The organism is Thalassococcus lentus (genome assembly GCF_028023555.1).
Classification (GTDB): domain Bacteria; phylum Pseudomonadota; class Alphaproteobacteria; order Rhodobacterales; family Rhodobacteraceae; genus Thalassococcus_A; species Thalassococcus_A lentus.
Map to the genome: position 1 here is coordinate 140,914 of NZ_JAQIOY010000001.1, position 13,370 is coordinate 154,283.

The 13,370-nt window shown below is 57.6% G+C and carries 11 protein-coding genes; 2 read left to right on the top strand and 9 right to left on the bottom strand.

What is annotated here, in order from left to right; genetic code table 11:
* Nucleotides 1-18: 18 nt before the first annotated feature.
* The 8 genes from PFY00_RS00745 to PFY00_RS00780 form a co-directional block, all read right to left on the bottom strand.
* Nucleotides 19-891: a dimethyl sulfoxide reductase anchor subunit family protein gene (locus PFY00_RS00745; protein ID WP_271430603.1), complete on the bottom strand. Its 873-nt coding sequence runs from the start codon at nucleotides 889-891 to the stop codon at nucleotides 19-21.
* Nucleotides 891-1,658 carry a 4Fe-4S dicluster domain-containing protein gene (locus tag PFY00_RS00750; RefSeq protein ID WP_271430604.1) on the bottom strand — a complete coding sequence of 256 codons (768 nt, stop codon included), beginning with the start codon at nucleotides 1,656-1,658 and terminating at the stop codon, nucleotides 891-893. Before PFY00_RS00750 ends, PFY00_RS00745 begins: the two co-directional genes overlap by 1 nt.
* Nucleotides 1,655-1,864, bottom strand: a complete 210-nt coding sequence (locus tag PFY00_RS00755; RefSeq protein WP_271430605.1) for a hypothetical protein — start codon at nucleotides 1,862-1,864, stop codon at nucleotides 1,655-1,657. Before PFY00_RS00755 ends, PFY00_RS00750 begins: the two co-directional genes overlap by 4 nt.
* Nucleotides 1,861-4,689: a molybdopterin oxidoreductase family protein gene (locus PFY00_RS00760; RefSeq protein WP_271430606.1), complete on the bottom strand. Its 2,829-nt coding sequence runs from the start codon at nucleotides 4,687-4,689 to the stop codon at nucleotides 1,861-1,863. The genes PFY00_RS00755 and PFY00_RS00760 overlap by 4 nt, the downstream gene beginning before the upstream one ends.
* Before the next feature lie 136 nt (nucleotides 4,690-4,825).
* On the bottom strand, nucleotides 4,826-5,578 hold the full coding sequence (locus PFY00_RS00765) for a sulfite exporter TauE/SafE family protein (RefSeq protein WP_271430607.1): 753 nt from the start codon (nucleotides 5,576-5,578) through the stop codon (nucleotides 4,826-4,828).
* A gap of 33 nt (nucleotides 5,579-5,611) precedes the next feature.
* Nucleotides 5,612-6,682, bottom strand: coding sequence for a phosphate acetyltransferase (pta, locus tag PFY00_RS00770; RefSeq protein ID WP_271430608.1), 1,071 nt, complete (start codon nucleotides 6,680-6,682; stop codon nucleotides 5,612-5,614).
* Nucleotides 6,679-8,460, bottom strand: coding sequence for a sulfoacetaldehyde acetyltransferase (gene xsc, locus PFY00_RS00775; RefSeq protein ID WP_271430609.1), 1,782 nt, complete (start codon nucleotides 8,458-8,460; stop codon nucleotides 6,679-6,681). The genes pta and xsc overlap by 4 nt, the downstream gene beginning before the upstream one ends.
* A 117-nt stretch (nucleotides 8,461-8,577) precedes the next feature.
* Nucleotides 8,578-9,759 carry a glycosyltransferase family 4 protein gene (locus PFY00_RS00780; RefSeq protein WP_271430610.1) on the bottom strand — a complete coding sequence of 394 codons (1,182 nt, stop codon included), beginning with the start codon at nucleotides 9,757-9,759 and terminating at the stop codon, nucleotides 8,578-8,580.
* 206 nt (nucleotides 9,760-9,965) lie between these two features.
* On the opposite strand from PFY00_RS00780, the gene PFY00_RS00785 reads away from it, so the two are divergent.
* Both PFY00_RS00785 and PFY00_RS00790 read left to right on the top strand, forming a co-directional pair.
* Nucleotides 9,966-11,363, top strand: a complete 1,398-nt coding sequence (locus tag PFY00_RS00785; RefSeq protein WP_271430611.1) for a hypothetical protein — start codon at nucleotides 9,966-9,968, stop codon at nucleotides 11,361-11,363.
* Entirely contained in the window at nucleotides 11,345-12,661 is a 1,317-nt protein-coding gene (locus PFY00_RS00790; protein ID WP_271430612.1) for a glycosyltransferase family 4 protein, read from the top strand. The genes PFY00_RS00785 and PFY00_RS00790 overlap by 19 nt, the downstream gene beginning before the upstream one ends.
* 18 nt (nucleotides 12,662-12,679) lie before the next feature.
* Here PFY00_RS00790 and PFY00_RS00795 read toward each other — a convergent pair whose 3' ends face one another.
* Nucleotides 12,680-13,180 carry a serine O-acetyltransferase gene (locus tag PFY00_RS00795; protein ID WP_271430613.1) on the bottom strand — a complete coding sequence of 167 codons (501 nt, stop codon included), beginning with the start codon at nucleotides 13,178-13,180 and terminating at the stop codon, nucleotides 12,680-12,682.
* Between the last annotated feature and the right edge of the window lie 190 nt (nucleotides 13,181-13,370).

The window sequence follows — 13,370 nt, forward strand, 5'->3', positions numbered from 1 at the left end:
GGTACAAGGAAACGACTGTTAGCGTTTACCGTAGTAGAGGCCCACCACGTGTTCAGCTTCGGCAAAGAAGAGCCATCGGGCAACCGCGACGCCGGCCACATGAGCCAGCACTGCGACCAACGCCCAGACATGTCCAAACGGAAGCAACAATAGCAAGACCGGCAAAACCATCATCAGGCCCAGCGCAATCAGGCGCAGCTTCTGTGAATGCTTGCGGCCTACGACGTGCACCATTTCGCGCAGCAAATAGTTGTTCCCAGTGTGCGGCGGTTCAAAGGCACGCACGGCACCGATCGATCCGAGGCCGGTTGCCGATTCCATCGACGAACCAGAATCCTTGAGACGTTTGTCACCGGTCTGCCACCACCACGCCTGCAAACCGCCTGCGATCAGCAAAAGAACCATGGCGATCGTGACCCGCCCGGACAAAAGCGCCCCGCCAGCCAAGGCCAGTGCGAGGAACAATGCAGAGGTCGACCAATGGTGCCAACGCGGCACTGTCTTGAGCTGGGCATAAATCATCGACGTTGTGTAGACCGTCAGCAGGCACAGCACTGCTCCCAGCCAACCCAATGGCGCGATCTGAACGCTGAAGAAGACGAGGAAAAAGGCGTAAATGCCCATCACCGTCAACGCAGCGACGGCGCACCATGCTTCGCGTGACAGCCAACTGGTCTGCCACTGCGTAAAGGCCTTGAGCGCACGCTCTGGCCGCCCGAGGTGGAAAGTCGAGGCCGACAAGCCGCCAACGGCCATTGCGTAGCCGATGGCAAAGAATGCGAACCCGACCCAACCGGTCGGCGCAGTCGGATCGAGCCCGAGCCAGAACAACAGCCCCAGCCCGAGGCCAGACAGTGTGGTGAATGCGATAATGGACGGCGCTGGATGCATCAGAGCTTCTCCAAGGTCTTGTCGAGCCAGCCGAGGAACCCTTGGGGCTCTTCGGCAACTGGTTCAAGGTAAGGTGCGAGCACATCGGTCTCGCCTTGCCAGCCGTCCTTTGGACGGGGTGGCAGGTATTTGTTCACGGGCTTGGTGCCTTGTTCCGGCATCAGATCCATTCCGCCACGTTCGGCCACAAGCTGACTGACCGCGCTATCTGGATCGCTGAAATCACCAAAGTGGCGTGCGCCCGCAGGGCAGGTTCGCACACAAGCCGGTTCCCGGTCTTCTTCGGGCAGGTTTTCGTTGTAAATCCGGTCCACGCAAAGCGTGCACTTCTTCATCACACCTTCGGCCTGATCCAGTTCGCGTGCGCCATAGGGGCAGGCCCATGCGCACAGGCCGCAGCCAATGCAGTCGGATTCGTTGACCAGAACGATCCCATCCTCCACGCGCTTGTAGCTGGCCCCTGTCGGGCAAACTGTAACGCAGGGCGCGTCTTCGCAGTGCAAGCAAGACTTTGGAAAGTGAATCAGCTGGGCCGCCGGGTGGGGCATGGCTGACGTGGCCAGTGGCTGCACTTCGTAACTGTGCACACGGTTCAGGAACGTCCCGGATGGGTCAGCGCCATAAGGGTCCTGATCGGACAATGGTGCGCCATAGTTTTCGGTGTTCCAGCCTTTGCAGGATACCACGCAGGCATGACAGCCGACGCAGGTATCAAGATCAATCACAAGACCCAGCTTGCGCTGAGTGCTGTCGGGCAATTGGGTCATGTCTGGCTCCAGATTCGGGATGCACAATCGATACAGAGGCCATGCGTGGCCGTTGCGATGGCCGATGGATCGGCCGGCGATGGCATCAAGACAACAGGGGCTTCCTTTTCAGGATCCCATGTGGCGACGAAGAAAATGAACGACCCTGCAACCGCCAGAAAGAAGAAGGCGATCCCAAAGAGGGTCAGTTTCATGGTTTTGGTCATTTGCCCACCTTCCAGCGCAGCTGGTCAGGGCCGGTGCCAACCGGTGACTTGATCGGTGCAAAACCGGGCTGGCTCTCGGCCGGGGCTTCTGCCTTTTCCATCTTTACACGCAGATCAAACCAAGCAGCCTGACCTGTAATCGGGTCAGAGTTTGCCCACCGCAGGCCATCGCCCTTGGGCGGCAGCAATTCGTGGATCAGGTGATTCAACAAGAAGCCCTTGGTTGCTTCTGGCGCACCATCCTCAAGGGCCCATGCGCCTTTGCGTTTGCCAATGGCGTTCCATGTCCAGACAGTGTTTTCGTTCAGGGCCGCCATATGGGCCGCCGGCACTGTAATTTCGCCATGAGACGAGGTGACCCGCACCCAATCGCCATCGCTCAGGCCCAGCTTTTCCCACCAGTGTGTCGGCAGATAAAGCGGATTGTGCCCGTGGATCTGGCGCAACCACGCGTTCTGGGTTCCCCAGCTATGATACATGGCCATAGGTCGCTGTGTCAGCGCGTGAACCGGGAATTCCTCGAGGTCTTCGCGTTCATCCGACAGTGGAGCATACCAAAGCGGCAGTGGGTCCATCGTGTGCTTCAGTCGTTCGCGCAGGTGTTCTGGCGGCTGACGGTCGCCATGCCCTTCGGCGGCGCGCTGGAATTTGCGCAGTGGCTCAACATAGATGTCGAACAGATATGGCGCAGGCGCATCATAAAGGCCGAGGTTCACGGCCCAATCCTGATAGGCATTGTTCCACGGCTTGTAGAACTGAGCGTCGTCAGGAATGTGGAACACACCAAAGCCGCCATTCGCGATATAGCTGTCGATCTGCGCTTCGTTGGGTTCGCCGCGCCCGTCAGACAGACCGTTTTCACCCATACGCCAACCAGCGAGCGGGCCAATCCCCGGCTTGCGCTGGTGGTTCACGATATAGTCGGCATAGTCCTCAAACTTGGCGCTGCCATCATCATTGACGAAACCGGGCAATCCAAGACGGGCGGCAAGGTCGATCAACACAGACTGGAAACCACGGACGTCACGGTCAGGTTCGACCACAGGCCAACGGATCGCATCCGCCGCGGCTTCTGGTTCGGAAATCGGACGGTCGAGCAGCGAAATGCAATCATGCCGTTCAAGGTATGTGGTATCGGGCAAGATCAGGTCGGCGTAGGCCACCATTTCCGAGGAATAGGCATCCGAATAGATGATGTTCGGGATGACGTAGTCGCCGTTTTCATCCGTATCGGTCAGCATCTCCATGACGCTGCGCGTGTTCATCGACGAGTTCCACGCCATGTTCGCCATATACAGGAACAGCGTGTCGACCTTATAGGGATCGCCAGCGTGTGCGTTCGAAATCACCATGTGCATCAAGCCATGTGCTGACAACGGATGTTCCCAGGTAAAGGCTTTGTCGATGCGGATCGGGCTGCCGTCTTCGTGCAGCGCCAGATCTTCGGGGCCTTGCGGATAGCCAAGGTGCGGTCCATCCAGTGGCTTGCCCGGCGTCGCGGTGAAATGCGGCTTGGGATGCGCTGTGGATGGCTTGGGGTAAGGCGGCTTGAAGCGGAAACCACCGGGCGTTTCAACGCTGCCCAGAATGATTTGCAGCATGTGCAGCGACCGGCAGGTCTGGAAGCCGTTGGAATGGGCGCTGATCCCACGCATCGCGTGGAAGCTGACTGGGCGGCCGACCATTTTGTCGTGCGTGTCACCGCGGAAATCGGTCCAGCTGTGATCCAGCTCAATTGCTTCGTCAAAGGCAACACGAGCGATTTCAGCCGCGATACGGCGAATGCGCTCTGCGGAAATCCCGCACTGAGGCCCAACCACATCAGGCGAATACTTTGCGTCCAGATAACGTTCGGCCATCTGGTTCATGACCGTAACATGGGTCACACCGGCCATTCGGATATGACCGTTCAGATCGGGCTGAACACCTTTTTGGTCGAAGGGCGCAGGTTTGCCCGTGCGGCGGTCGATGACGAGCATCTTGCCATCATCATCCCGCAAGAACATGCCGTAGTCGTCCGACTTGGGATCGCTGTCCAGCAGAACCGGCGCATTTGTGAAACGCGCGAGATACTCAAGGTCGATTTTTCCGGCACGCATCAATTCGTGCACGAGGCTGAGAATGAACAGCCCGTCCATGCCGGGCGTGATTCCGACCCATTCATCCGCGACTGCGTTGTATCCAGTGCGGATCGGGTTAACGCCGATAACCTTGGCACCGCGTTCCTTGAGGCGGCCAAGACCCATCTTGATCGGATTACTGTCATGGTCTTCGGCGACACCGAAAATCATGAAGAGTTTGGTGCGCTCCCAGTCAGGAGCGCCGAATTCCCAAAAGGCGCCGCCCATTGTGTAAATGCCGGCAGTGGCCATGTTAACCGAGCAGAAACCACCATGTGCCGCAAAATTCGGCGTACCGAACTGCTGCGCCCACAGGCCGGTAAAACTTTGCGATTGGTCGCGCCCCGTGAAGAATGCCAGTTTCTCCGGTGCGGTTTCGCGAATTGGTTTGAGCCAGCCTACAGCCTGCTCCAGTGCTTCATCCCAGCTGATTTCCTCGAACTGGCCAGAGCCACGCGGGCCGACACGACGCATAGGAGCACGCAGCCGCGAAGGCGCGTTGTGCTGCATGATCCCGGCGCTGCCTTTGGCACAAAGCACACCCTTGTTCACTGGGTGGTCTCGGTTGCCTTCTATGTAGGCGACCTTGCCATCCTTCATGTGCACGTTGATGCCGCAGCGACAGGCACACATGTAGCAGGTGGTCTTGCGTACTTCGTCAGAGACGTGTGGCGAAGTATCGAGGTTCGGCATCGGGATGGACATCAGGCGGCTCCTCTTCGGCCCTGCAAGGTGCAGGCACGGGAAAGCGAAGTAAAGGTGTCTTGAAAATTCGCCAATAGGCAAAACATCTGTTTTGCCTCCGTCCCATTATTTGGAACATTGTTGTATGTGCGAATATTCATGACAGCAGGACGCGCAGCAGAGCTACGCAGGCGAGTACGATCAAAAGGATCAGACAAAACGGTTTGTAGTAGGGTTCCCACGCAGGCCGGAACAGAGACTTGCCGATCACAACGCCCAGCGCCGAGGCCGGAGCAAGCGCAAAGCCGCGGATCACTGCAGTTTGGGTCATCACGCCCATGAGTGTCAGCGTCAAAATGGAAATCACAGCCGAGCAAAAAAGGTACATGACAAGCGATGCGCGCATTTGGCGAGGCGCTGAATCTCGGGCCAGCACGTAGAGCGCGACGACCATGCCGCCGACCTGCGAAAGCCCGGCGACGATCCCGGCAACCACGCCAGATCCCCAAAGACCCGGTTTCGTCGCAAGAAACGCCATACGCACCCGAGCCAATTGCGTGATCGCCAGAACGATGATGATGCTCAGTGCGACCAGTTTTGAGGTTTCCAGGGGCAAGGACTTCATCAAAGCCAGGCCGAACGGAAGGCCAACTGCCGAGCCTCCGACCAGGCCAATCACCACGGTTTTGTCGGCTTCTTTCAGGCCGCCACGGACCATTAGGATCGACGCTGTGATTTCCTGCCACCACAAGATCGGAATCAGTTCCACCGGCGGCAGGATGAGCACACCGAGAGACATCACGACCGCAGACAGGGCGAAGCCGGAAAAGCCCCGGACCATCCCGGCGAGCACACACAACAGCGCCAGAAGCAAAGCATCGCTTGGAGACAGGGAAATTAGCTCTGTCATAAGATGCGCCTTCTCCGCAGCAATGCTCGATCATCATTCACGACCCCGGTCCAATGCCTGAACAGCGGTGACGGCGATGATCGCCAAAACATCCTCGGCCGTGCAACCGCGCGACAGATCATTTGCAGGCGCCGACAGGCCTTGCAACACGGGGCCAATGGCCGTCACACCGCCAAAGCGCTGAGCGGTCTTGTACGCGATATTGCCGGCTTCGAGGCTTGGAAAGATCAGGACGTTTGCAGCGCCTTCCAAAGGTGAACCGGGCGCTTTGCTTGCAGCGACAGATGGCACCAACGCAGCATCCAGCTGCAATTCGCCATCCACGGCCAGCGCGGGCGCCTGTGTTCTCAGAATCTCGGTTGCCTCGGAGACCTTGGTCACCGCTTCGTGCGACGCGCTGCCCTTGGTAGAGAAAGACAACATCGCAACCTTTGGTTCGGCGTCCGCAAGAGATTTGAAGGATTGGGCAGCCTGTTGCGCGATCGACGCCAGTTCTGCTGCATCCGGCGCGATGACCATGCCACAATCAGAGAACACCATCGCCTCTTGTCCGATTGAATGCCCTTGGGGCGGGCACATCAGAAAGAAGCTGCTGACAAGCTTGGCCTCGGGTGCTTTGCCGATGACCTGTAATGCCGCCCGAACGGTATCAGAGGTGGTCGCAACAGCGCCACCGACGGTTCCGTCCGCATGTCCGGCCCGCAATAGCAAGGCCGCAAAAAACAAGGGTTGCTGCACCGCGTCGCGCGCGCGTTCGATCGTCATACCCTTGTGCTGGCGCAGGTCTGTAAAAAGCTGAGCCAGCGGCTCGCTCAACGGGCTGCTTGCCGGGTCATGGATTGAGATATGCTGGTTTTCGGTGGCACCGAAACTGGCCAACTGAGCCTGAACGGCTTCGGTCTTGCCCACCAGCAAAACATCGGCTGCGTCGGCTTCAACCGCAGCCAAGGCACCCGCAACGATACGCGGGTCTTCGCCTTCGGCAAATGCGATGCGCTGACGGTTTGATGCAGCACGGTCCAAAAGCCGCGCAAGAGGCGGCAACGACCGGACGCTGCCCAGGATTGTCCCGGGCAGCGTCAAATTTTCAGAGCCTTGGCTCATGCAGAGGCTTGGGGCTGCATATCCGCAGCGTCGATGCCAGCAACCGAGACAGGCTTCTTCATCGCATCACGACGGAAAGGTTCACCAAGCTCCTGGTTGATCATTGCTTCGATCAACGTGGTGGTTCCATTTTCCATCTGATCCTTGATCGCCTGATTCAGAGCGTCGGTCAGCTCGTCCATGGTGCGAGCAACAACACCCTTAAGACCACAGGCCTTGGCAATTCCGGCATAGGACACTTCTTCGTCCAGCTCGGTGCCGACAAAGTTGTCATCGAACCACAGAGTCGAGTTACGCTTTTCCGCACCCCACTGGTAGTTGCGGAAGACGATCTGTGTAACCGGTGGCCAATCACCACGACCAATGGCCGTCAGTTCGTTAACCGCGATACCGAACGCGCCGTCGCCAGCAAACCCAACAACCGGAACGTCAGGCTGACCAATCTTGGCACCGACGATGGCAGGCAGACCGTAGCCACAGGGGCCAAAGAGACCCGGCGCTAGATATTTACGGCCTTCATCAAAGTCAGGATAGGCGTTGCCGATCGCACAGTTGTTGCCGATGTCGGACGAAATGATTGCTTCGCGCGGCAGGGCCTGTTGGATCGCACGCCACGCCATGCGCGGGCTCATCCAATCTGGCTTGGCTTCGCGCGCGCGCTCGTTCCAGCTTGTGCCGGGATCGTCGTCTTCGTGGGTCATCTCGGTCAGCTGCTGCTTCCAGCGCGACTTGGTCTCGGCGATCTTGGCATTGCGTGCATCACGTCCTGCATCACCAGCATCATCCGAAAGACCGTTCAGGATACCCTTGGCAACCTTTGCTGCGTCACCCACGATGCCAACCGATACTTTCTTGGTCAGACCGATGCGGTCAGGGTTTATGTCGACCTGAATGATCTTTGCATCAACCGGCCAGTACTCCATTCCGTAACCCGGAAGGGTCGAGAACGGGTTCAGGCGAGTGCCAAGACACAGAACAACGTCAGCGTCTTTGATCAGTTCCATGCCAGCCTTGGAGCCGTTGTAGCCCAGTGGGCCAGCAAACAGAGGGTGCGAGCCAGGAAAGGCGTCGTTGTGCTGGTAGCCAACACAAACCGGGGCGGACAGGCGCTCGGCTAGTTCTTTGGATGCTTCGATGCCGCCCTGCGACAGGACAACGCCCGCACCATTCAGAATGACAGGGTTCTTGGCCGAGGAAAGCAGATCAGCAGCGGCCTGAACCGAGTTTTCGCCACCGGGGCTTTGTTCAAACTCGATCGGATCAGGGATGGCGATGTCGACAACCTGCGTCCAGAAATCACGTGGGATGTTGATCTGTGCCGGACCGGACAGGCGCTTTGCTTTGGCGATAACGCGGGTCAGCACTTCGGCGACACGCGACGGATCACGTACTTCTTCCTGATAGGCGACCATGTCTTCGAACAGCTTCATCTGTTCAACTTCCTGGAAGCCACCCTGACCAATGGTCTTGTTGGCGGCCTGAGGCGTCACAAGCAACAACGGCGTGTGGTTCCAGTAGGCTGTTTTGACAGCAGTCACAAAGTTGGTGATGCCCGGGCCGTTCTGGGCAATCATCATCGACATCTTGCCGGTGGCGCGGGTGAAACCGTCAGACATGAAGCCAGCAGAGCCTTCGTGTGCGCAGTCCCAAAACTTGATTCCCGCAGCCGGGAACAGATCGGAAATCGGCATCATGGCCGAACCGATAATACCAAAGGCATGCTCGATGCCGTGGCGCTGCAGTACTTTTACAAAAGCTTCTTCTGTGGTCATTTTCATGAAAGCGTCTCCCAAGCTATTACGCCGACCTCGTGCGGGTCGGCGGCTTGGGATCGGTAATACTGGCCGGGCCTCAAACCAGTTAGGGCCAGATTGGCGCGCCGTCTAAAGCCAGATTTATTTCAATGCTGATTTTTGACGCGAAACAGCGTCAGATAACACCTCTGCCGCCGCCTTTCCCCAGGCATCCCAGTTCAGGGTCTGCTCATATTCTGCGCGGGACGATGCGCTCAGCGCAGCATAAGCGTTCGGATCACGGATCAGAGTGGAAACTCGATTCGCGAATTCCTCTGCGGTACTGCCCACCGGCAAAGCGTATCCGTTCACCCCGTCACGGACCGGAACTCCCCCGACCCGAAAGCACAGCGAAGGAAGCGCAAAGGCCGATGCTTCGCAGAAGGCAAAGCCGTAGGATTCGAACGATGGCTGAACCAGAAAATGCGCGCGGGACAGGCAAGCATCAAAAGTCTCGGCCTGCTCTGGGATCGCCTTATTCAACTGCGGATGAACCGTCACCCATTCATTGCAGTGAAAATCCGGAGGCGTGCAGCCTACAACGGTCAATCGCGCGTCTATGCCATTCGCGCGCAGTGCCTGCATCGTGTCAAAAGCAATCGGGCCCCCCTTGGCAAACCAATCGCGACCGATCAACAACAGCTGGACCGGGCCGGATTGATCGATCTGTCGCGCGCCGGGCGGCGGCACATCGCCAATATTCGCACCCCATGGCAAAAGATGGCAGTGACCTGCGTCGAGACCATAGCGTTGCTGCGCCTCTTGCAAGAGCCACTGCGACGGCCAGAGCAGTACGTCCATATTGCCGAAGACGGTCTTTTCCTGCCGTTCCACCCAGCGATCCAGAATACCGCCGCCCGTGAATTTTCTATCGAACTGCTGTCCAACTTCGGACAAGCGATAGATCGTTTGGGTCGCGTCCGACGTGTAAGCGCGCACCAGCGGATAGGGGGCAGCGACTTTGTGCATGGACTGAAAGGAGTAAGCCCCAAACAGCACATCGTATTTGCCTTTGGACAATTCGGAACGAACACCGCGTGCGATCAACGGCGCCAGCAAAAGATGCGCCCGCCAGCGCGCCCTCAGGTTAAAGGATTCAGGAGCGCTCTGGATCAGTCGACGAATGGGTTCGGCCATGTGCCACGACTGGCTCAGGATTGTGACCTCTCCGGCATGGGCGCGCAGAGCGTCATAGATGCGCGCGTTGCCACCGGAATAAAGATTGCGGTCCAATGGACTGTGATCGCACAAATACGCGATGTTTAACCGATTGTCGGTCTTCATTGGTCGCCTCACACCCGATTCACCAGATTACCCGCGGGCCTTGCCATGGTTTTGCGGCAAGAGTTTGGCCCACCGTGTCTGGGACATAGGCAATCCAGCAAATCAAGCAGTTTTGAAGCCGATTTCATGAATTCGGCCCATTGCTGACGCGACATTGCCAAAGCCGGATGGTAAACAGTTTCCTCGTTCGGACAAGTTTGAGGCCCATGCCCAATCCTATTGCATTCCTGATGCTGGCCATCTGGCCGCTGGTCGCCATGGCGCTGTTTGGGCGTTTCAAGGCCGATCGTGCATTGGTTTGGACCATGATGATGGGCTATCTTTTACTGCCCGAACCCCCAGCGGTTTTTGACCTGCCTTTGATGCCGCCCTTGGGCAAGCATAACATTCCGGCATTGGCCGCGTTCATGATTGCGCTGTGGCGGTACGGATATGATGGGCCACTGCTTCCGACAAGCTGGGTCGCAAAAATCCTGATCCTGACGTTTGTTTTGTCTCCGATCATGACGGTCCTGACCAACGATGAACCGGTCTTCTTTGGCCAGGTCGGCCTGCCTGGCCTTGCGGTCAAAGATGCCTTGGCGCTGATCCTGCAGCAATTCCTGCTGGTTCTGCCTTTCCTGCTTGCCCGGCAGTTCCTCGCATCGGGCGGCGCACAACGTGAATTGCTGATGGCACTTATGATTGGCGGCCTGTTCTACTCGTTGCTGATGCTGATCGAAATGCGTCTTTCGCCACAGCTGAACCTCTGGGTCTATGGCTACTATCAGCACCTGTTCGGGCAATCGATCCGCTTTGGTGGCTACAGGCCTGTGGTCTTCTTGTATCACGGCATTTGGGTTGCCTTCTTCTGCATGACCTCTGTGGTATCCGCCTACGCTCTGTGGCGCATGGACACGCAAAGCAACCGCTGGAAATTCCTAGCGGCCGCTCTGTACCTGACCATGATCCTGTTTCTGGCAAAGTCGCTGGGTGCTTTGATCTTTGTCGTGATGCTGGTTCCAATGGTTGTTCTGCTTGGACCTGTCACACAGATCAAAGTGGCGATCGTCATTGGATCACTGGCTGTGGCCTACCCGGTTCTCAAGGGCGCAAATCTTGTTCCCCAAGATCGTTTGCTCAACGCAGCTGCAAGCATTGATGCAGACCGCGCCGCTTCGCTTGAGTTCCGTTTTGACAACGAACAAACGCTGCTGGATCGGGCCTACATTAAGCCGGTTTTTGGCTGGGGCAGTTGGGGGCGAAATCACATACTCGACCCGGTGTCTGGCAATATCCTGACCGTAACAGATGGTCGCTGGATCATTGTCATCGGCGTCTATGGCTGGGTCGGGTTTCTGGCGGAATTCGGACTGCTAGTCTGGCCTCTGGTCCTGCTCTGGCGCGAATCCATCGCACAGCGGGATAAACCCGTGTCGCCCTTGATTGCGCCGCTGTCACTGATCCTTGCGATCAACATTTTTGACATGCTGCCGAACGCAACACTGACGCCGCTGACCTGGCTGATTGCCGGCGCGCTCATGGGCTATGCCGAACAGCTCCGAGCCGAACGGCTCAAGCTCCAAAAATACGTGTCCACTTTGAAATGGCAGTCCATCCTGTGACCGCGAAAAAGCCCAGAGTTCTTGCAATCGCCGAGGCTGCGAATCCCGAATGGGTGTCTGTCCCGCTCGTCGGATGGTCACTGGCCGCGGCGCTGCGTGAGGTGGCAGACGTTCATATCGTTACGCAAATCCGCAACCGGGATGCTTTTGTGCGCGCCGGGATGGTTGAAGGGCAGGACTTTACTGCGATCGACTCGGAAACCTTTGCAAGACCGATGTGGAAACTGGCCGAAAAGCTGCGGATGGGTGAGGGCAAAGGCTGGACCATGGTTCAGGCCATCAACGCCCTGTCCTATCCTTGGTTTGAACGGCTTGTCTGGCGGCAATTTGGCAACGCTATTCGCGCTGGCGAATACGACGTCGTTCATCGCATCACGCCGCTGTCGCCAACAATCTCCTCTTCGCTTGCTGGCAAATGCGCCAGCGCTGGTGTTCCGTTTGTTTTGGGTCCGCTCAATGGTGGGGTGCCTTGGCCCAAGGGGTTCGAAGCGGAACGTCAGGCAGAAAAAGAATGGCTGAGCTATGTTCGGTCTGCTTACAAAGTTCTGCCCGGGCGAACTGCGACCCTGCGCAATGCCAGTGCTGTCTTGGTCGGCTCACGGCATACGGAATCCGAAGTCCCTTCCCAGTTCCGAGACAGATGCATTTTCATCCCTGAGAACGGGATTGACCCCAGTCGGTTCAACCGCGTCGCACAGCCAGAGGATGGCCCGCTGCGCGCGGCCTTTGTGGGCCGTTTGGTGCCCTACAAAGGTGCGGACATGCTGTTTCAAGCGGCAGCCCCGCTTTTGCGTGACGGCCGGATGCAACTGGACATGATTGGCGACGGTCCAATGATGCCAGAGCTAACGGCTCTCGCCCGGTCTTTGGAAATCGAACACTCGGTTACGTTCCACGGTTGGAAAGCGCATGAAGAGGTTCAGGATATCCTGTGCCGATCCCACATTCTGTCATTTCCTTCGATACGCGAGTTCGGCGGGGGTGTCGTACTGGAGGCGATGGCGCTGGGTGTTGTGCCCCTGATTGTCGACTACGCGGGTCCCGGCGAACTGGTCGTACCCGGAACAGGGTTAAAAGTGCCCTGCGGCACGAGATCCGAAATCATCGAGGCATTTGCCGCGAAACTGGAGAGTTTGATGAACGATCCAAGCGGTCTGCCTGCCATGGCCACAGCAGCGCGCGACCGAGTCCAAAGCCATTTTTTGTGGTCGCAAAAGGCGCGGCAGGTTCGACAGGTCTATGATTGGGCTCTGAACAGCGAAACTGCGCAAAAGCCACAGTTCTTTGACAAGACCTGAAGGCTCGTTTGTGGACGGTCAGCCAGTTTGGTTTCCTGAGATGATCCGGGCCGGTATCCCTGCCACAGTTGCACCTTCTGGAACATCCTTGGTCACAACCGCATTGGCACCGATCACTGCGTGATCGCCAACGGAAAGCGGACCAATCAGTTTGGCGCCTGCACCAACATCCACATGACCACCCAAAACGACGGGCCCGGCTAAGGTGACCTGATGAAAGATCATGCAATTCACTCCGATTTTCGCGTCGGAATGAATGATGATCCCGGTCGGATGTGTCAGCCTGAGACCGCCACCGATTTCGGTATTCAGATGAATCTCTGACTGGCAGATCGTGGACCAGAACAAATGGTTCAACGCCCAATACTTGGACGCGACCTTACCCAGAACACCACCCCGTTTTCGCGCTGCCTGATATCGGCGCAACGCCCGCATCAGTTTTTGGCCCGGATCCCAAAAACGACGGATGGCTTCACGGCTCCAATCGGGAACCTGCGCTGAAATACCGGTTTCCTGCATTTTTTGCCCCTGGCCTGCGAAACGCCGCAATACCGCCCAGAAATGATCTATCCTGCCGGTTAACGCAACAGTTGCACATCTGTTCGACAGCCATCTGTTGACGCAGGCATTGCCCTGCCCACACTTATGGCACCCGAACAAATGCGTGTTTGTATGTGTACCGCCGTTGTTTTCGGCCCCGAAAGAAAGA